This window comes from Streptomyces sp. DT2A-34, from assembly GCF_030499515.1.
GTDB lineage: Bacteria > Actinomycetota > Actinomycetes > Streptomycetales > Streptomycetaceae > Streptomyces.
Genome location: NZ_JASTWJ010000001.1, coordinates 9,081,597 through 9,100,802 on the forward strand (window position 1 = coordinate 9,081,597; position 19,206 = coordinate 9,100,802).

Below are 19,206 nucleotides of genomic sequence, written 5' to 3' on the forward strand. Positions count from 1 at the left end.
AGCACGGAGTATCACCACTGTCCCCCGGTCGATGTTCACCCTTCGGTCATGGACACGCCCCTGGACACGCAGGCGTACGACGCCGTACGCCGCCCCGCACCCAGAGCACTAGCCACCGAGGCCGTGCACGCCGGCCGCGACGACCTCGCCCGGCAGGGACTGCACGCTCCGCCGATCGACCTGTCGACCACGTACCCCTCCTACGACAGCCGCGGCGAGGCCGCCCGCATCGACGCGTTCGCCACGACCGGAGCGGAGCCGGACGGCCCGCCCGTCTACGGCCGCCTGGGCAATCCGACCGTCGCCCGCTTCGAGACCGCCCTGGCCCGCCTGGAGGGCACCGAGGCGGCGGTCGCCTTCGCCAGCGGGATGGCGGCGCTGAGCGCGGTTCTTCTCGTACGGGCCTCGATGGGCCTGCGCCACGTCGTCGCCGTACGTCCGCTGTACGGCTGCAGCGACCACCTGCTGACCGCCGGACTGCTGGGCTCGGAGGTGACCTGGACCGACCCGGCCGGGATCGCGGAGGCGCTGCGCCCGGACACCGGTCTGGTGATGGTGGAGTCCCCGGCGAATCCGACCCTCGCCGAGGTGGACCTTCGGGCGGTGGCCCATGCCTGCGGCTCGGTCCCGCTGCTCGCGGACAACACGTTCGCCACGCCGGTCCTCCAGCGCCCCGCCGAACAGGGCGCACGGCTGGTGCTGCACAGCGCCACCAAGTACCTCGGCGGACACGGGGACGTGATGGCGGGCGTGGTGGCCTGCGACGAGGAGTTCGCCGGACGGCTGCGGCAGATACGGTTCGCCACGGGCGGTGTCCTGCATCCGCTGGCCGGCTATCTGCTGCTGCGCGGCCTGTCCACCCTGCCGGTACGCGTCCGGGCCGCCTCCGCGACCGCCGCCGAACTCGCCCGCCGCCTCGCCGCCCACCCGCGCGTCGCCCGCGTCCACTACCCCCGCATCGGTGGCGCGATGATCGCCTTCGAGGTCCACGGCGACCCGCACGAGGTCATCGCCGGCGTCCGCCTGATCACCCCCGCCGTGAGCCTGGGCAGCGTCGACACCCTGATCCAGCACCCGGCATCCATCAGCCACCGCGTCGTGGACGCGGACGACCGCCGGGATGCCGGGGTGAGCGACCGGTTGCTGCGGATGTCGGTGGGCCTGGAGGACGTGGAGGACCTGTGGTCAGATCTGGACGCCGCGCTGGGACGCCCCCGAAGGGGCGCGGGACGGTATCGACATGCGGCTCCGCCGCGGGGCGCGACAAGCCACAACAAGCCCGCACTCACCACACAGCCCTAGCCTCCATGGCGCTCAGGCCTTACCCAACTCACCCGCACGCGAAAGCCGTTCCGTAACCGGCTCGTCCAGCGAACCATCCAGACGAGCCGTGATGACGAGGGTCCCCTCCTCGATCTGATAGTCGAGGGGGAGCCCCAGCCCCCGCATCGCCGCGACCATCCCGGTGTTGGACGACTGCGTCACGGCGTACACACTCTCGCAGCCCGCATCAACGGCCATCCCCACCAGCCTGCGCAGCAACTCGCTGCCGATGCCACGCCGCTGCCACGCGTCCTCGACGAGCAGCGCGACCTCCGTCTCGTCACCGTCCCACAGCAGATGACCGAGCCCGACGACGCGCCCCGACGCGGTCTGCACCGCGAGCGTCCGCCCGAACCGCGGACTGAGCAGATGGTTGAGATAGCGCTCCGCGTCACCGACCGGCCCGTGGTACCGCCTCCCGAGCGTCCGCGCCGAGCACCGCTCGTGCATCTCCCTGGCGGCCCGAAGGTCACCGGTGTCCGCCCGGCGCACGGTGATGTCGTTGCCCTCGGGCAGCGTCAGCACGTCCTGGCTGCGCGGCACACGCGGGCCGAGCCGCGAGTCCAGCTCCACGAGCGCCCGCGCCCGCGCGAACTCGGTCGGTGTGAACGGCAGATACGGCCGCTCCACAGTGATCACTCCACCTTCCGGCGCCCGCAGCCGCATCACGGTCTCCTCCAGAGCCCCTTCCATCGGTACCGGCTCCGGCCCCCGGCCGCCCCCGGCCGGCACGGCGGGCAGCGACCGGATGGTGCACCGGCCCAGCAACTGCCGCAGCGCCAGCGGCAGTTCCGCCGCGTCCAGGGCGGTACGGGTGGCGAGGCCGAGCACCCGGGTTGGCGCGTCCACGAGGTCATGGGCGTCGGCCCGCTCGATCCAGGTCCCGGCACCGCCGGCCACCGAGACCGCGCGGGTGATCTCGGCCGCCGCGAGCCCGCCGGGCGCGCGCAGCAGGAACTCGTCCACCGTGCCCTCGGCCAGCGGGTGCGTCTGCAGGCTCAGGATGTCGACCCGCAGCTCGGCGAGCGCCGTGCACAGCGTGGCCAGCGATCCCGGTTCGTCCTTCACCGTCGTCCGCATCCGCCACAGCGCACTGTCCCCGGGCACCGTCGCGGCCGCAGCCCGCGCCTGGTGCGACGGTCCGGCGTCCGACTGCCCGGCCCGCTCCTCGGAGCGCGGCCGGGCACCGGTATCGCCTGTCGGCGGTGCGTGACCGTGGCGGCGTGCCCACCATGTGTGGAACCCCGCCGTGGCGACCAGCACGGCCGCCGAGATCAGCAGTAGCGTCGGTCCGTCGGGCCCGTGCCCGATCAGGTTCGCCACGGCGTCGGCCACCGCCACCGCCGTGAAGAGCGCGGCGAGTTCGATGACGTCACGCCGCCAGTGGTGTACAGGACGTCCGTGCTTCGCACGCGTCACATCAGACATGTCTCGACTCATGCACCCACTGTGAAGGAACGGTGTTGCGTGATCACGAACGCTTTGTGACCGGGCGGTAAAGAAGGCTTATGTCTAATTTGTGGGTTTTTCAATTATGTTGCGGGCCCGACCGGCACGACCGTGCCGCACACCGGGGGATGACACCGGTGCGCGGCACGGATTTCAGGCTACGGGATCTACTGACCGACCCGGCCCGGCTGCAGCACCTGCGTGAACAGCACGGTGCCGTCCGACTCGCGCAGGCGTACCGTCAGCTCGCCGCTGCCGCCGTCGATGTCGACCTCGCCGAAGAACTGGTAGCCCCCGGCTGGCGAGACGTTCGCGGTCGTCGGCGCCTTGATGAACACCCGCTCCGGGCCGAAGGTGTTGTCCAGGGTGTTCGCCGGGAACGCGCCCGCGTTGAGCGGGCCGGAGACGAACTCCCAGAACGGCTCGAAGTCGGTGAAGGCCGCCCGTGACGGCTGGTAGTGCTGGGCCGAGGTGTAGTGCACGTCCGCGGTCAGCCACACCGTGCCCGTGATCCTGCGGTGCTTGATGAACCGCAGCAGCTCGGCGATCTGCAGCTCCCGCCCCAGCGGCGCCCCCGGGTCGCCCTGGGCGACGGCCTCGATGTTCGGCTTGCCGTCGCCGGTGTCCGGTACCACCAGGCCGAGCGGCATGTCGGAGGCGATCACCTTCCATACCGCCCGGGAGCGGGACAGCTCACGCTTGAGCCAGTTCAGCTGCTCGGCGCCGAGGATGCCCTGCGCGTCGGTGGCCTGGTCGTCCGTGGAGTTGGCGTTGCGGTAGGTGCGCATGTCCAGCACGAACACGTCCAGCAGCGGGCCGTGGTTGATCACCCGGTACACGCGGCCGTCGGGGCGGCGCAGGGTCGAGATGGGGAAGTACTCCGAGAACGCCTGCCGGGCGCGAGCGGCCAGGACGTCGACGTTCTTCTCCGTGTAGCGGGCGTCGCCGAGGATCTCACCGGGGTACCAGTTGTTGGTCACCTCGTGGTCGTCCCACTGGATGATGGACGGGACCTGGGCGTTGAACCGCTTGAGGTTCTCGTCGAGCAGGTTGTAGCGGAAGTTGCCGCGGAACTCCGCCAGGGTCTCGGCGACCTTGGACTTCTCCTCGGTGGTGATGTTCCGCCAGGTGCTGCCGTCGGGCAGGGTGACGGCGGCCGAGATCGGGCCGTCGGCGTAGACGTTGTCGCCGCTGCAGAGGAAGAAGTCCGGGTCCAGCGCGGCCATCGCGTTGTAGATCCGGTAGCCGCCGAAGTCCGGGCTGATGCCCCAGCCCTGCCCGGCCAGGTCGCCCGACCACACGAAGCGCACCCCGTCGCGCCGCCGCGCGGAGGCCGTACGGAAGGTGCCGGTGACGGGCTCGCCGGTGCGGCGCGGGTCGTCCGGGTCGGCGAGCAGGACGCGGTAGTGGATCTGCTCGCCGGACGGCAGACCGCGCAGCCGGGTCGTGCCGGTGAAGTCCGTGTCGGTGCCGAGCAGCGGGCCCTGCCATCTGCGCGGGTTGCGGAACGACTCGGTGGCGGACGTCTCGACGACCATCCGGGCCGGACGGTCCGACCGCACCCACACGAGCCCTGAGTCGCAGGTCACGTCTCCCGTCTGTACGCCCCATCCCGCCTTGGGGCGTCCCGACAGGGCGAACGCCGGTGCCGAGCCGAGGGCCGTGGGCAGGGTGAGCGCCGCCGAGGCGGCGAGCGAGCCGCGCAGGACGCTGCGACGGCCCGGGAACGGACGGTGTGACATGGAGGCCTCCAGGGACGGGATCCGGCCAGTGTGCAGTGCCACAACTACTGGTGCGCCGCAGCGCACACGGAAACCACAAGTGAACAACTGACCGCATCGGCAAGGGAACCGGGGAGTCGCGTGGGAGACAGGCGGACGTACGGTTCCGGTCACCTACCGGTAGATGCAGTCCCCCGGCGGTCGACGACCGCCTCGGCCATCAGCCGTACGCCCGCCCGGATCCGCGTGGGCGACAGGTGCGCGTATCCCAGGACCAGCCGCACGCCCGGCCGGTTCCCGTCACCGGCACGCGCGTGTCCGTAGTCCCTCAGGGGGCGCACCGCGACCCCGGCCGCGGCCACGCGCGCGAGGAACCGTTCCTGAGGTCCGTACCGTTCCGGCAGGGCGGCGATGACGTGCAGGCCCGCGGCGATCCCGGTCACCTCCGCGCCCGGAAAGTGCTCCTCCAGAGCGGCGACGAGGGTGTCACGACGCTCCCGGTACGCGCGCTGGCAGCGGCGCAGCTGGCGGTCGTAGTCACCACGTTCCAGGAACCGGGCGAACAGCGCCTGATCCAGGGCCGGATGACCGAGATCCATGGTCCGTTTCCGCTCGACGACGTCCTCGGCCAGCGACTCCGGTACGAGCAGCCAGCCCAGCCGCAGGCCCGGAGCGAGGGACTTGCTGACCGACCCCGCGTAGGCGACGCGCTCGGGGTCGAGTCCCTGGAGCGCACCGACCGGGGCGCGATCGTACCGGAAATCCCCGTCGTAGTCGTCCTCGAGGACGACGCCCTCGACGGACCGCGCCCAGTCGAGCAGCTCGGTGCGGCGACGGGCGGAGTAGGCGATGCCGGTGGGGAACTGGTGGGCCGGGGTCGTGACGACGGACCGTACGCCCGACTCCCGCAGTGGGCCCATGGCGAGCCCCTCCTCGTCCAGCGGCAGTGGCAGGGTGGTGGCGCCGGCGGCGGCATAGAGGGCGTCGTGCTGCGGGCTTCCCGGGTCCTCGACGCCGACTTCGCGCATCCCGCGCGCGTGCAGCACGGAGCCGAGCAGCGTCGTCGCCTGCGCCACCCCGGAGACGACCACGATGCGCTCCGGGTCCGCGACCACGCCCCGGCGGCGAGCGAGCAGTTCGGCGAGCGCCGTACGCAGCCGGGGCAGCCCGCGCGGGTCGGGATAGCCGAGCTCGTGGTGCGGCAGCTCGGCCAGCACCCCGCGCTGGGCCGCCGCCCACGCGGCACGCGGGAACAGCGACACGTCCGGCGTCCCGGGCACGAAGTCGGCCCTGGCGTCGGCGGAGCGCGGCGCGAGGTCACGCGCGCGTGGCCCGGCGGCCCGCACCGCATCGCCCACCCAGGTCCCGGCACCCCGGCCGCTGCGCAGATAGCCCTCCGCCGTCAACTGCTCGTACGCCTCGGTGACCAGCCCGCGCGACACGCCGAGGTCGGCGGCGAGATCCCGGCTCGACGGCAGCCGCGTACCCGGCGCGAGCCGCCCCGACCGCACCGCCTCACGCAGCGCCGCCTGCAGCGAACGCCCACGCGCGCGTGCCGGCGCCGACGCGGCGGGCAGGAGCAACTCCCAGGCGGGGGAGGGCACCTGACGCTCCGCGTCGCCTGCGGAACGTCCCGGCCTGCTCGGCTCGGCGGCGCACGGCGTCGCGGTGGACCGCGTCGGCCACCCGGCGGAATTGGTCTCCGATGGAGTCATGAAAGTGGACCTTAATCCGGACCGCGGCGGTTCCTAGCGTCGCTGCCATGAACGCCACCACCACACGCGGTGCCCTGCTCGCCGCGCTCGCCTGTGTCCTCGTCGGAGGGTCTTTCACCGCCAACAGCCTCCTCGGCGACTACCCCTACGCAGGCGGCCAGTTCCTGCGCTACGGCCTCGCCTGTCTCCTGCTCGTCCCGCTGGCGGGACGGGACGCCGCGGTCCGGCTGCGGGCACTCGCCGCGGGTCAGTGGGCCCGCCTCGCGGTGCTGGCGGCCGTCGGCATGGTCGGCTTCAACCTCGCCGTCATCGCCGCCGAGCGCACCGCCGAACCGGCGGTTCCCGGTGTCTTCGTCGGCTGCGCGCCCGTGGTCGTGGCCGTCGCCGTCCCCCTGCTGGACGGACGCCGACCCCAACGCACCGTCCTGTACGGGGCGTTGATCGTCGCCGCAGGCGCGTTCGCGGTCCAGGGCTGGGGCCGCACGGACGGCGCGGGCATCACCTTCTCCGTCTGCGCGCTGGTGGGCGAGGTCGGCTTCGCGGTCCTCGCCGTGCCCGTGCTGCGGCCCCTGGGCCCGCGGCTGCTGTCCGCCACCGTGTGCGGGATCGCCGCCGTCGAGTCCGCGGCGGCCGGGCTGCTGCTGGACGGCACCGCGTGGCTGCGGCGTCCCGACGCCACGGAGACCGCCGCGCTGCTGTGGCAGGCGGTGGTCGTGACCGTCGTCGGCTTCGTGTGCTGGTACATGGGCATGCAACGGATCGGCGCCGAGCGCGCCACGCTCTTCTCCGGCCTCATCCCGGTCGCCGCCGCCTGCACGGCCCCGCTCGTCGGAACCGGCTCCTACGGCGCCGTCCAGGCCCTGGGCAGCGCCCTCGTCGGCGCCGGAGTCGCCCTGGGCTCCGGCGCGTTGACGCGTGCCCCGCGCGGGTCAGCGGCTGCCGTCGAGGATGACGCGCGCGACCAGGGCCGGGTCGTCGTTCATCGGGCAGTGGCCGCAGCCGGGCAGCCGGACGAGGCGCGCCCGGGGAATGATCTGCTTGGCGCGCACCCCTTGCCGGCGCCCGAGCAGCCGGTCCCTGGTGCCCCACGCCACGGTGACCGGGACCCCCGGAATGTCGTCGGCGAACCGGACGGCCCGGCCGGCCCGGAGAGTCTGGTCGAAGCCCGTGGCCCGCGCCAGCGCGAGGGTCTCGGCGACCACGGCCTCGGGTGAACGGCGGCCGGGGCGGGCGTAGATCGTGCTCGTGAGGACCGTGCGACCGGCCGCTGACCGGGACAGCTGCTCCACCAGCGGCACCGGCAGCCGCCGGGAGATGTGCCGCATCGCCAGCAGCACACCGAAGGCGTAGCGTCGCTCGGCCTCGGACCAGAACCCCGCCGGGGACAGTGCGGTGACGGACCGCACGAGCTTCTCGCGGCCGAGCTCCAGCGCGATGAGCCCGCCCAGCGAGTTGCCCACGACATGCGGCCGGTCGAGCTCCATGGCCTCGCAGAAGGCCGCGAACACGGCCGTGGTCGTGGCGAGGTCGTAGCTGAGGCTGTCCGGCAGGCCCGGAGACGTGCCGAAGCCGGGCAGGTCCACGGAGATCACCTCCCGCTCGGCCGCCAGTATGTGCACCACCGGGTCCCAGACCTGCCGGTGGTGACCGATGCCGTGCAGCAGGAGCAACGGTTCGCCGCGCCCCACGCGCGCGTAGTCGACGGTCACGCTCTGCGGGCCGTGGGGAGAGGGAACCTTGAAGGAGACGGTGGCGGACATGGGGTGCTCCTCGTCTGGGACACGCTGACGGACGGCGTAGACAGCTTGTCAGCAATTGCTACCGGCGGGTAGCCCCTGTGGCCGCCGACCTGGAGACCGGAAAGCCCCTCAACGCGTCCCGCGCGCCCCGGCGTTGAACTACACAAGCCCGGCACCGCCGAATTCGCCTGGACACGGCCGGACGCGTCGGCTGGGATGGTGAGGTGACCACCGACACCGAGACCGACGTCTTCGAAGAGCACCGCCCCGTTCTCCTGGGGGTCGCCTACCGCATGCTCGGCCGCGTGGCCGACGCGGAGGACGTGGTGCAGGAGGCATGGCTGCGCTGGTCCGGCGCCGACCGGTCGCAGGTGCGCGAACCGCGCGGCTACCTGGTGCGCATCACCACCCGCCTCGCCATCGACCGGCTGCGCCAGGTCAAGGCGCGGGGCGAGACCTACATCGGCCCCTGGCTGCCGGAGCCGTACGCCACCGACTTCGGGCACACCGTCCCGGACAGCGCGGAACGTGCCGTCCTCGCCGACTCCGTCTCCCTCGCCGTCCTCGTCGTCCTGGAGTCGCTGTCGCCCCTGGAACGGGCGGTGTTCGTCCTCAGGGAGGCCTTCGGCTACCCGTACGCCGAGATCGCCGCCATGCTCGACCGCGGCGAGGCGGCGGTGCGGCAGCTGGCGGGGCGGGCCCGCAAGCACGTCGACGAGCGGCGGCCGCGCTACGAGGTCGACCCCGTCCAGCGCCGCGATCTCACCGAACGGTTCCTGGCCGCGGCGGCCGAGGGCGACCTGGAGGGGCTCATGTCACTGCTGGCCCCGGACGTCCGCCTCGTCGGCGACAGCGGCGGCAAGGCCAAGGCGCCGGTGCGGGTCCTGGAGACGGCCGACAAGGTGGGCCGCTTCCTCATCGGCGCCGCGCAGAAGGGCGTCGCCGATGTGTCCTTCCGGTTCCTGGAACTCAACGGCGGCCCCGCGGTACTGGTGCGGTCCGGCGACAAGCCCGACAGCGTCTTCCAGCTGGACGTCCTGGACGGACGGATCCAGTCGGTCTACATCATCCGCAACCCTGACAAGCTGACGTCCCTGGCGACGGCGTAGCTCCCACCGCCGGGGTGCGGGCGTGGCAGCCCCAGCCCGTGCCGTGAACGTTCCCGGCGATTGGTATTGACCAAGGGTGAGGGCCGCCCTATGGTCGCAGAGAAGTGCAACAACCTTTAATAAACAAGGGCGCTAAAACGCCGATGGGCCACGGCGATTGCGGAGGACAGGGTGGGGACCACGCAGCTGGAATCGGTGCCGGAACCGAAGTACTGGCACCTGAGGACCGTGCTCAGTGAGGCACTGGAATCCGAGTTCTCCGTGGGCGAGATCCTGCCCAACGAGCGCGACCTGGCCGCCCGCTTCGGCGTCGCCCGGGCCACGCTCCGCCAGGCACTGGAACAGCTCGAACTGGAAGGCCGGCTGCAGCGCCGCCGCGGTGTCGGTACGACCGTCGCGCCGCCGCGCGTGGGTGTGGCCGTCGGAACCGAGCAGCACGCCTGGCCGGGGGCGGCCGACGACGTCTGGCAGCCCGCGGACTGCGTACTGGCGGTCCCGCCCGCCACCGTCGCCGACGCCCTGGGAAGCGGCCGGGACGAAGCCGTGCACATCGTGCGCCGCTCCCGCGTGACGCACGGCCAGCCCGTCGCCGCCGAGCTGCTCTACGTCCCGCAGTCGTCGGTGCCCGACCTCTCCGCCATCGACGCCCCGTCCGCCGCGGCACGCGCGCGTGCCGTGCTGCGCGAGCTGCAGCGCCTGGACCTCGAGGGCCAGGAGAACGCCGTCGAGCTGGGCTCGGCCCGCGCGGACGACGCCAAGGAGCTGGACCGACTGCCGGGGGCGCCCGTCCTCGTCGTCACCACCCGCTACATCGCCGGGGGCCGCACCGCGGCGCTGTCCGTCGCCACGTACCGCGCGGACACGTGCCGGCTGACCTTCGGCGACTTCGGCGGCGTGGAGATCCACCAGGACCCGGAACGCCGGGCGTCCTGACCGCCGTACCGGCACCTGCCTCGCGCCCCGGATCCGCTCCGGGGCGCGAGGCGTTCACCGGCCCACCCGGCACCGCACCGCCGGGGAACCGGCGACTGACCGCTGAGCGTCAGCGCCGCCCCGTCACCGTGCCCTCCACCGCGAACAGCTGCTCCTCCACATGGTCGAGAGCGAGCCGCAGCGCTCCGGTCGCCACCGCCGCCTCGCCGAGGAGGGACAGGGCGACCTTCGGCGGGCGCAGGCAGTAGCGGGCCAGCTCGCGCCGCAGCGGGTCCAGTACGCCGTCCAGGCCGGCCGCCCAGCCGCCGATGACGACCAGCTCGGGGTCGAGCGCGAGGACGAGGGCGGCCACGTCGTGGACGAGGCGCTGGATGAAGCGGTCGACGGCCGCGCGGGCCCCCTCGTCGCCCTCTCGTGCCTGCGCGAAGACCTCGGCCACGGCGTGCTCGTCGAGGGGCCGCAGGGGCTCGTCCGTGGTGGACAGCAGGGTCTCCGGAGTCGCCTCGCGGCCCAACAGATGCAACGCGCCGATCTCGCCGGCCGCCCCGCCGAACCCCCGGTGCAGCTGCCCGCCGATCAGCGCACCGGCGCCCGGGCTCAGCCCGGCCAGCACGAACACCACGTCGTCGGACTCGGTGGCCGAACCCTTCCAGTGCTCGGCGACCGCCGCCGCGTTGGCGTCGTTCTCCACCAGGACCGGGCACTTGAAGGACCGGCTCAGCCGCTCGCCCAGCCGCAGGCCCGTCCACTCGGGCAGCGCGGCGCCCAGCCGTACGGTGCCGTCCGCCTCGACGATGCCCGGCGTCGCGACCCCCACGGCCCGCAGCGAGCCGCGTGCGACACCGGCCCGGCGCAGCAGTTCGGCGACCGCCGTACGCAGCCGTTCCAGCCGCTCGTCGGCCGGAGCCGTCTCGTCGACGTCCTTCGCGATGGAGCCGAGCACCCGGCCGTCCAGGTCGGCCAGGAGCGCGGCGACCCGATGCGACCCGACGTCCACGCCCAGCAGATGCCCCGCCTCCGCCCGGAACCGGAACCGCCGCGCGGGCCGCCCCTGGCGCCGGACGACACTCTCGTCGGCGGCCTTCTCGACGACATAACCCGCCTCGATGAGGCCCTCGACGACGCCCTCCACGGTCGGGCGGGACAGTCCGGTGACCCGGGTGATCTCCGTCAGCGTCGCGGCGTCCGTGGCACGCAGCGCGTGCAGCACCACCGCGGAATTGATCCTTCGCAGCAGCGAGGGATCCCCGCCGGTCAGCCGCCCCAACGTCCGTCCTCCCAGCTCGTGCGCATGTTGGGCGGATGCTACTCGCCGGGACGGACGCGGGCGAGAGGTGGGCACCTGCCGCGCCTACCGGCCGGTCCGCCGGCCGAAACCACCGGCCCGGCCGTCGGCCCTCGCCGCGCACCCCGCCCGCCCGGTCACCACGGCGCCATGGCGACCACGTCGGGCCGTAGCCGTGTCGCCACGCCGGCCGTGCTGATCCCGTACATCCTCGTGGTGTCGTCCGTGTGGAGCGTGCGGCGCAGGGACGTCTGACGGCACGCCAATTGTCAGTGGGGCCGGGTTTACTGGAGGACATGAACATCGCACGGCATCTCGCCCTCATCGACGAGCTGTGCTTCCGTCCCTTCCCGGCGAAGCACGGCCCGTCGGCCGTCGGCGAGGGCCCCGGTTATCACCTGGTGGTGTTGGAGAGGAGCCAGGGCGACCGAGGGACGCGGGCGACGACGGTGGAGCAGTACGAGAAGGACCGGGACGCCCTCTACGAGTTGCTCGCGCTCCGCTGGGGAGACACGGACCCGTTGAACCTGCAGACCACTTTGCTGCGCACCGCGCGAGAAGAGATACCCGAGCCCTGGGCCTCCCTCAGCGCCCGCGCGCGTGTCGCCCACCTCTGGAAAGCGGAAGGGACGGGCCGTTGGGTCGCGGTGGCCGTAGCCGACCGGGACGAGGCCGACGACGTGCGACTCCTCGCCGTGGTCACGGAAGTCGACCCGCCGTGACCCGAGCGGCGTCAGGCCTCTTCCGACGCCGCCCGCAACCGTCCGAACTCCTCCGCCATCGTCGCCGCCGTCCAATGCGCGTTCAGCCCGCTCGGATTCGGCAGCACCCACACGCGCGTGCCCCCGATCACCCGCTCCTGCGGGCCCACCTGGGCCTTGCGGTCGTCGAAGGCGGCCCGATAAGCGGTCACGCCCACCACGGCCAGCCAACGTGGCCGCAGCCGCGCCACCTTCGTCGCCAGCAGCCGCCCGCCCTCGCGATACTCCTCCGCGCTCAACTCGTCGGCCCGTGCCGTCGCCCGTGCCACGACGTTCGTGATGCCGAGTCCGTAGGACAGCAACTCCTGCTGTTCCGACGGTTTCATGAGCCTCGGCGTGAAGCCGGACAGGTGCAGCACAGGCCAGAAACGGTTGCCGGGGCGGGCGAAGTGATGGCCGGTCGCGGCCGTCATCAGACCGGGGTTGATGCCACAGAACAGCACATGGAGACCGTCCGCGACGACGTCCGGTACCAGACGGTCGCGAGCGGCCTCCAACTGCTCGGCGGTGAAGCGCGCCATGCCGAGCGACGCGCTAGAGGATGGCCCCGGGCGTGTAACCGGCGGCCTCCGGGCGCTGCTTCACGATCTCCTCGATGCGGCCCACGACGACGCCGACCTGGTCAGCCGCGGCGCCCGTGAAGGACAGCTTGTCGGCCATCAGCGCGTCCAACCGGTCGCGGTCGAGCGGGATGCGCTCGTCGGCGGCGAGCTTGTCGAGCAGCTCATTGCGCTCGGCGCCCTGCTCGCGCATCGCCAGCGCGGAGGCGACGGCGTTCTCCTTGATCGCCTCGTGCGCCAGCTCTCGGCCCACGCCCGCGCGCACCGCGCCCATCAGCACCTTGGTGGTGGCGAGGAACGGCAGGTAACGGTCCAGCTCACGCGCCACGACCGCGGGGAAGGCACCGAACTCGTCGAGCACCGTCAGGAACGTCTCCAGCAGACCGTCCAGCGCGAAGAACGCGTCCGGCAGCGCGACCCGGCGCACCACCGAGCAGGACACGTCGCCCTCGTTCCACTGGTCGCCCGCCAGCTCGCCCGTCATCGAGGCGTAGCCGCGCAGGATGACCATCAGGCCGTTGACGCGCTCGCAGGACCGGGTGTTCATCTTGTGCGGCATCGCGGAGGAGCCGACCTGGCCCGGCTTGAAGCCCTCGGTCACCAGCTCGTGCCCGGCCATCAGCCGGATCGTCTTCGCCAGCGACGACGGCGCCGCCGCCAGCTGCACCAGCGCGGTCACGACCTCGTAGTCGAGCGAGCGCGGGTAGACCTGGCCGACCGAGGTGAACGCCTGCGAGAAGCCCAGGTGCCCGGCGATCCGGTCCTCCAGGTCCGCCAGCTTCGACGCGTCCCCGCCGAGCAGGTCCAGCATGTCCTGAGCCGTGCCCACCGGGCCCTTGATGCCGCGCAGCGGGTAGCGGCCGAGCAGCTCCTCGACCCGGCCGTACGCGACGAGCAGTTCGTCGGCGGCGGTCGCGAAGCGCTTGCCCAGCGTCGTGGCCTGCGCGGCGACGTTGTGCGAGCGGCCGGCCATGACCAGCTCGCCGTACTCGCCGGCCAGCTTGCCGAGGCGCGCCAGGACGGCGACCGTACGGTCGCGCGTCAGCTCCAGCGAGAGCCGGATCTGCAGCTGCTCGACGTTCTCCGTGAGGTCGCGGGACGTCATGCCCTTGTGCACGTGCTCGTGCCCGGCGAGGTCGTTGAACTCCTCGATCCGCGCCTTCACGTCATGCCGCGTGACCTTCTCGCGCTCGGCGATGGAGGCCAGGTCGACGGTGTCCAGGACACGCTCGTAGTCGGCGATCGCCTCGTCCGGAACCTCGATGCCGAGATCCTTCTGGGCCCGCAGCACAGCGAGCCAGAGCTGCCGCTCGAGCTTCACCTTCTGCTCGGGGGACCAGAGCGTGGCGAGCTCGGTGGAGGCGTAGCGTCCGGCGAGGACGTTCGGGATGCGGGGCTTGGCGGGCGCAGAAGTCACGTGTACGGAGTTTACCCGGCGCCCCGAGGGCCCCCGATCGCGCATACGGTCCGGAGCACCCCAGGTCAGGCGTGCTCTGCACGCCGTCCTTCCGCTGGTCTGCGAGAGGGATCGCGAGACGGACGCTGCTGTCGCCGTCGGGGTGAGGCCGTCGGCCGTATGCAGGGCGATCCGGATACCGGGCGATCGGGTGAATTCCCTGGCCGTCGACGCGTCCTGGTTTCTGGGGCCCGCCTGTCTCGTTCATAGTCTGCAGGTCGTGGCGAGTGTGAACGTGCGGCATCACGGCTCCTGCGATGACCTCGCAAATCCCGGCAATCGACAAGATCGCGTCAATGACCGACGTTGGCTTCCCCATTCCGCCTGAGAGAAAGACAACGAGAATGCGACAGGCCCTGACCAGGGGATTGATCGTGGCCGCTGCCGCGACAAGCGCCCTGTCACTATCCGGTACGTGGGCGTCCGCGGCCCCACGCATGCAGGGGACCGTGGTGAACTCCGCGGCCGCACTGTCGGGCCGTACGGATCCATGGGAACCGGACGGGCTGGACGGGCTGGATGAAAAATTCGGCCAGATGCAGGAAAAGTTCGGCGCGATGCGGGACAAGTTCTATGAGCTGAATGACAAATTCAACTCGCCGGATTACCCGGAGTCCGCTTCCGAACACGACACCTCCGGATATGGCAAGTCGGGCTACGGCGCCGACAAGCCGAGCGGCCACGGCTACGGCTACGGCAAGGAGGAGCCGAAGGAGCACGGCTACGGCAAGGAGAAGCCGAAGGAGCACGGCTACGGCAAGGAGGAGTCGAAGGGCCACGGCTACGGCAAGGAGGAGTCGAAGGGCCACGGCTACGGCAAGGAGGAGCCGAAGGGCCACGGCTACGGCAAGGAAGAGTCGAGCGGCTACGGCAAGGAGGAGCCGAGCGGCTACGGCGACGACGAGTCGAGCGGCTACGGCTACGGCGAGGAGGAGCCGAGCGGCTACGGCTACGGCAAGGAGGAGCCGAGCGGCTACGGCTCCGAGGAGCCGGACGAATGCGGCTACGGCTCCTGCTACGGCGACTCACCCGAACCCACGCCCAGCAAGACGCCGCCGCCTCCCCACAAGCCCGAGCCGACGCCTCCGCCCAAGGCGCCGCCCGCGAAGCCGGATCACCCCCAGATGCCCGAGACCGGCACCAACACCGGAGCCATCGTCGGAGGCATCGTCGGCAGCGGGGCGCTGCTGGTCGGCGGAGCCTTCCTCTACCGACGAAGCCGGGCCGCGCGTCAGCAGTAGCGCGCACCTGTGACAGCGCCCGGTACCCCACCAGGGACCACCGGGCGCTTTCCCCTGTCCGCGGCTACGCCGCCGGGCCCTCGTACGGCAGCAGTTCCGGCCGCTTCGGCGGCAGCCCGTCCCCGGACGACCGTCCCGTGAGCCGCCGCCCGATCCACGGCAGCAGATGCCGCCGGGCGAACCGCGCGTCCGCGACCCGCCGGGCTGCCCACCCCGGCGGCAGCGTGGCCGGCATCGGCGCGTGCCACTCGGTGTCCTCGGGGTCGTAGCCGAGCGCCTGCCACACCGCCTCCGCGACCCGGCGATGCCCTTCGGCCGTCAGATGCAGCCGGTCCACGTCCCATAGGCGGGGGTCGCCGAGCGACGGTGCCCCGTACAGGTCGACGACGACCGCTCCGTGCCGCTCGGCCAGCTCGTCGACGCAGGCGAACAGCTCCTCCATGCGCGGCCGGAACCGCTCCAGGACCGGCCCCTGCCGCCCCGGGCTGCGCATCAGCACCAGCTGCCGGCACGACGGGGCGAGCTTCTCCACGGCCTCCTCCAGGAGTCCGCGCACCCGCCCCATGTCGCACTTGGGCCGCAGCGTGTCGTTGAGCCCGCCGACCAGCGTGATCACATCGGCGCCCATCGCGGCCGCCACGTCGACCTGCTCCTCGACGATCTGCCGGATCAGCTTCCCGCGCACCGCGAGGTTGGCGTACCGGAAGTCGGGCGTGCGGGCGGCCATCCGCCCGGCGAGGAGGTCGGCCCAGCCCCGGTAGGAGCCGTTCGGGAGCAGGTCCGACATGCCCTCGGTGAAGGAGTCGCCGACCGCGACCAGGCTGGTGTGCGTGGGGTTCGTCTGCATGGCGACAGAGATGGTAACCCGGCTCCATACCCAGCGGTCGGTCAGCCCGGAACCCGCCTGGACCGGCGCTCGGGCAGAGCCCGGCGCTCAGGCGGAAACCGACCGTCAGGCCCGCTGCCCGAACAGCTCCCGCAGCACGTCCTCCATGGTCACCAGCCCCGCCAGGCGGCCGTCGCCGCCGAGCGCGGCCGCCAGATGCGTACGGCTGCCCCGCATCGCCGTGAGCACGTCGTCCAGCGGCGTGCTCTCCCGCACGCGCGCGATGGGCCGCATGTCCCGCACCTGGAACGGCAGGTCGCGCGGGGAGGCGTCCAGCGCGTCCTTCACATGCAGATAGCCCACGATGCGGCGGGCCTCGTCGACGACCGGGAACCGGGAGAAGCCCGACTCGGCCGACAGCCGCTCCAGCTCCTCCGGCGTGACGCCCACGCGCGCGTAGACGACACGTTCCAGCGGAAGCACCACGTCACGCACCGGCCGGCGGCCCAGTTCCAGCGCATCGTGCAGCCGCTCCCGCGCGCGGTCGTCGATGAGGCCGGCCTCGCCGGAGTCCCGCACCAGGCGGGCCAGCTCGGCGTCCGAGAAGGTCGCGGTGACCTCGTCCTTGGTCTCGACGCGCAGCAGCTTCAGCAGCGTGTTGGCGAAGGCGTTGATCGTGAAGATCACCGGCCGCAGCGCCCGGGACAGCGCGACCAGCGGCGGACCGAGCAGCAGGGCGCTGCGCACCGGCTCGGCCAGCGCGATGTTCTTCGGCACCATCTCACCGAGCAGCATGTGCAGATACGTGGCCAGCGCCAGCGCGATCACGAACGACACCACGTGCCCCGCACTCTCCGGCACGCCCACCGCGTGGAACAGCGGCTCCAGCAGATGCTCGATCGCGGGTTCCGCGACCACACCCAGCACCAGCGTGCACAGCGTGATGCCGAGCTGTGCGGCCGCCATCAGCGCGGACACGTGCTGCAGGCCCCACAGCACGCTCTTGGCGCGCCGGTCACCCTGGTCGGCGTACGGCTCGATCTGCGAGCGCCGCACCGAGATCAGCGCGAACTCGGCGCCCACGAAGAAGGCGTTGACGACCAGCGTCGCGAAACCGATGAGTAGCTGTACGGCGGTCATCGCCCGCCCTCCTTCTCGTGGTCGGTCGCCTCGTCGTCGAGCGGCGCGTGCAGCAGCACCCGTGCGGCCCTGCGGCCCGCGGCGTCCACCACGTCGAGCCGCCAGCCGGCGACCTCGACAAGGTCACCGACCTCGGGAATGCGTCCGAGCTCGGTCGCGACCAGACCGGCCAGCGTCTCGTAGGGCCCCTCGGGCGCCCTCAGTCCGACGCGCGCGAGCTGGTCCACCCGCGCCGACCCGTCGGCCGAGTACAGGGGCCGGCCGTCGTCGTCGCTTCCGGCGTGGGCGAGGTCGGGCGTCTCGTGCGGGTCGTGCTCGTCGCGCACCTCGCCGACGACCTCCTCGACGATGTCCTCCAGCGTGGCCACGCCCGCCGTACCGCCGTACTCGTCGATGACCACGGCCATGGTGCGCTTGCCGGACAGCCGGTCGAGGAGCCGGTCGACGGTGAGCGTCTCGGGGACGAGGAGCGGCTCGCGCATCAGCTCGGCGACACAGACGCGAGGCCGGCTCTCGGCGGGCACCGTCAGGATGTCCTTGATGTGCGCGGTGCCGACGACCGCGTCGAGGGTGCCGCGGTAGACGGGGAACCGGGACAGCCCGGTCGCGCGCGTCGCGTTCGCCACGTCCTCGCAGGTCGCCTGGGCCTCCAGGGCGATGACCTGGACGCGGGGGGTCATGACGTTCTCCGCGGTCAGATCGGCCAGGTTCAGGGTCCGTACGAAGAGCTCGGCGGTGTCCGCCTCCAGGGCGCCCTCCCGGGCGGAGTGCCGGGCGAGGGCGGCGAGCTCCTGGGGGCCGCGCGCGGCGGCCAGCTCCTCGGTGGGTTCCACGCCGAAGCGGCGCACTATGCGGTTCGCCGTGTTGTTGAGGTGGGTGATGAAGGGGCGGAAGATCGCGCTGAACCAGCGTTGCGCGTTTCCGACCGTCTTCGCCACGGCCAGGGGCGAGGAGATCGCCCAGTTCTTGGGCACCAGCTCGCCGACCACCATCAGCACGATGGTCGACAGGGCCGTACCGATCACCAGCGCGATCGAGCTCGCCGTCGAGCGGGAGATGCCGATCGACTCCAGCGGGCCCGCGAGCATGGCGGCGATCGACGGTTCGGCGAGCATGCCGACGACCAGGTTGGTGACCGTGATGCCGAGCTGGGCGCCGGAGAGCTGGAACGTCAGATTCCGTACGGCCCTCAGGGCGCCGACAGCGCCCCGCTCGCCGCGCTCCGCGGCCCGCTCCAGCTCGCTGCGCTCGACCGTGGTCAGCGAGAACTCGGCCGCGACGAAGGCACCGCAGGCGAGCGACAGCAGGATCGCCACCAACAGGAGGATCACTTCGGTCATCGGGTCACCTCCGTCCCATGGTCGGACAGGGTGGGGAGGAACGCGCGATGTCGGGTACTGGGAGGCTCGCCCATGGGCGGACGCTCACACCTTTCATTGGAGGACCGAAGTGGCCCTCCAATAGTAAAGTATGAGCAAAGTGCTCCTGTCGGTGGTCGGTGGGTGATCACCGGCGATCAGTCCGTGAGCTGCTTCACCCACCGCCGCCACTGTTCCTGGGGCGTGTACCCAGCCGCGCGCCAGGCATGGTGCGCGGTCTCGTTGCGCTGCAGCACCATCGCGTCGCCGCGGCGCCCGCCGAGCCGTACGAACCTCTCGTCCGCGGCGGTCAGCAGCGCCGAGCCGATGCCCCGGCGGCGCCGCTCGGGGTGCACCGCCAGCCGGTACAGATGGCAGCGCCAGCCGTCGAAGCCCGCGATCACCGTGCCGACCAGCTCGCCGTCGAGTTCCGCCAGGATCAAGGCCTCCGGGTCGCGGGCGACCAGCCGCTCCACGCCGTCCCGGTCGTCGCTGATGCTCGTGCCCTCGGCGGCCGTCTTCCAGAAGGCCAGCACGGTGTCGAGGTCGTCGGCCGTCGCGGCCCGTATGCGCAGATCAGTCATGCCGTG

At 72.1% G+C, this 19,206-nt stretch carries 16 protein-coding genes and 1 pseudogene; 6 read left to right on the forward strand and 11 right to left on the reverse strand.

The window, feature by feature from the left end:
* Window positions 1-48: 48 nt before the first annotated feature.
* Window positions 49-1,302, forward strand: a complete 1,254-nt coding sequence (locus QQM39_RS40475; protein WP_302002558.1) for a PLP-dependent aspartate aminotransferase family protein — start codon at window positions 49-51, stop codon at window positions 1,300-1,302.
* Between the two features lie 12 nt (window positions 1,303-1,314).
* On the opposite strand, the gene QQM39_RS40480 is transcribed toward QQM39_RS40475, so the two are convergent.
* From QQM39_RS40480 to QQM39_RS40490, 3 genes are all read right to left on the reverse strand, one after another.
* On the reverse strand, window positions 1,315-2,751 hold the full coding sequence (locus QQM39_RS40480) for a GNAT family N-acetyltransferase (RefSeq protein WP_302002559.1): 1,437 nt from the start codon (window positions 2,749-2,751) through the stop codon (window positions 1,315-1,317).
* Between the two features lie 188 nt (window positions 2,752-2,939).
* Window positions 2,940-4,514 carry an alkaline phosphatase gene (locus tag QQM39_RS40485; RefSeq protein ID WP_302002560.1) on the reverse strand — a complete coding sequence of 525 codons (1,575 nt, stop codon included), beginning with the start codon at window positions 4,512-4,514 and terminating at the stop codon, window positions 2,940-2,942.
* A gap of 149 nt (window positions 4,515-4,663) precedes the next feature.
* Entirely contained in the window at window positions 4,664-6,097 is a 1,434-nt protein-coding gene (locus QQM39_RS40490) for a PLP-dependent aminotransferase family protein (protein WP_302002561.1), read from the reverse strand.
* Between the two features lie 158 nt (window positions 6,098-6,255).
* On the opposite strand from QQM39_RS40490, the pseudogene QQM39_RS40495 reads away from it, so the two are divergent.
* Window positions 6,256-7,092: pseudogene (locus QQM39_RS40495) on the forward strand (EamA family transporter); the annotation flags it as partial.
* A 45-nt stretch (window positions 7,093-7,137) separates the two neighbouring features.
* Here QQM39_RS40495 and QQM39_RS40500 read toward each other — a convergent pair.
* Window positions 7,138-7,968, reverse strand: a complete 831-nt coding sequence (locus QQM39_RS40500; protein WP_302002562.1) for an alpha/beta fold hydrolase — start codon at window positions 7,966-7,968, stop codon at window positions 7,138-7,140.
* 203 nt (window positions 7,969-8,171) lie between these two features.
* Here QQM39_RS40500 and QQM39_RS40505 point away from each other — a divergent pair, with 203 nt between their 5' ends.
* Together QQM39_RS40505 and QQM39_RS40510 are read left to right on the forward strand one after the other, a co-directional pair.
* On the forward strand, window positions 8,172-9,056 hold the full coding sequence (locus QQM39_RS40505) for an RNA polymerase sigma-70 factor (RefSeq protein ID WP_302002563.1): 885 nt from the start codon (window positions 8,172-8,174) through the stop codon (window positions 9,054-9,056).
* Window positions 9,057-9,227: 171 nt separating this feature from the next.
* Window positions 9,228-9,989 carry a GntR family transcriptional regulator gene (locus tag QQM39_RS40510; RefSeq protein ID WP_302002564.1) on the forward strand — a complete coding sequence of 254 codons (762 nt, stop codon included), beginning with the start codon at window positions 9,228-9,230 and terminating at the stop codon, window positions 9,987-9,989.
* 109 nt (window positions 9,990-10,098) lie between these two features.
* Here the strand turns inward: QQM39_RS40510 and QQM39_RS40515 are convergent, their stop codons facing one another.
* Window positions 10,099-11,256, reverse strand: coding sequence for an ROK family transcriptional regulator (locus QQM39_RS40515; RefSeq protein ID WP_302002565.1), 1,158 nt, complete (start codon window positions 11,254-11,256; stop codon window positions 10,099-10,101).
* 314 nt (window positions 11,257-11,570) lie between these two features.
* Between QQM39_RS40515 and QQM39_RS40520 the strand changes: the two genes are divergently transcribed.
* A complete protein-coding gene (locus tag QQM39_RS40520; protein ID WP_302002566.1) occupies window positions 11,571-11,996 on the forward strand; it encodes a hypothetical protein in 426 nt (141 codons plus the stop codon).
* Window positions 11,997-12,007: 11 nt separating this feature from the next.
* Here QQM39_RS40520 and mug read toward each other — a convergent pair whose 3' ends face one another.
* Both mug and purB read right to left on the reverse strand, forming a co-directional pair.
* Window positions 12,008-12,556, reverse strand: a complete 549-nt coding sequence (gene mug / locus QQM39_RS40525) for a G/U mismatch-specific DNA glycosylase (RefSeq protein WP_302002567.1) — start codon at window positions 12,554-12,556, stop codon at window positions 12,008-12,010.
* 13 nt (window positions 12,557-12,569) lie between these two features.
* Window positions 12,570-14,012, reverse strand: a complete 1,443-nt coding sequence (gene purB / locus QQM39_RS40530) for an adenylosuccinate lyase (RefSeq protein ID WP_302002568.1) — start codon at window positions 14,010-14,012, stop codon at window positions 12,570-12,572.
* Between the two features lie 488 nt (window positions 14,013-14,500).
* Between purB and QQM39_RS40535 the strand changes: the two genes are divergently transcribed.
* Window positions 14,501-15,292, forward strand: a complete 792-nt coding sequence (locus QQM39_RS40535) for an LPXTG cell wall anchor domain-containing protein (protein ID WP_302002569.1) — start codon at window positions 14,501-14,503, stop codon at window positions 15,290-15,292.
* Between the two features lie 64 nt (window positions 15,293-15,356).
* Here the strand turns inward: QQM39_RS40535 and QQM39_RS40540 are convergent, their stop codons facing one another.
* The 4 genes from QQM39_RS40540 to QQM39_RS40555 all read right to left on the reverse strand — a co-directional run bounded on the left by QQM39_RS40540 (window position 15,357) and on the right by QQM39_RS40555 (window position 19,200).
* A complete protein-coding gene (locus QQM39_RS40540; RefSeq protein ID WP_302002570.1) occupies window positions 15,357-16,139 on the reverse strand; it encodes an SGNH/GDSL hydrolase family protein in 783 nt (260 codons plus the stop codon).
* 105 nt (window positions 16,140-16,244) lie between these two features.
* Window positions 16,245-17,258 (reverse strand): hemolysin family protein, encoded by a 1,014-nt coding sequence (locus QQM39_RS40545; RefSeq protein ID WP_302002571.1) that lies wholly within the window; start codon window positions 17,256-17,258, stop codon window positions 16,245-16,247.
* Window positions 17,255-18,598, reverse strand: coding sequence for a hemolysin family protein (locus QQM39_RS40550; protein ID WP_302002572.1), 1,344 nt, complete (start codon window positions 18,596-18,598; stop codon window positions 17,255-17,257). Before QQM39_RS40550 ends, QQM39_RS40545 begins: the two co-directional genes overlap by 4 nt.
* A 176-nt stretch (window positions 18,599-18,774) precedes the next feature.
* The gene (locus QQM39_RS40555; RefSeq protein WP_302002573.1) at window positions 18,775-19,200 is read right to left on the reverse strand and encodes a GNAT family N-acetyltransferase; all 426 of its coding nucleotides are present in this window, start codon (window positions 19,198-19,200) and stop codon (window positions 18,775-18,777) included.
* Between the last annotated feature and the right edge of the window lie 6 nt (window positions 19,201-19,206).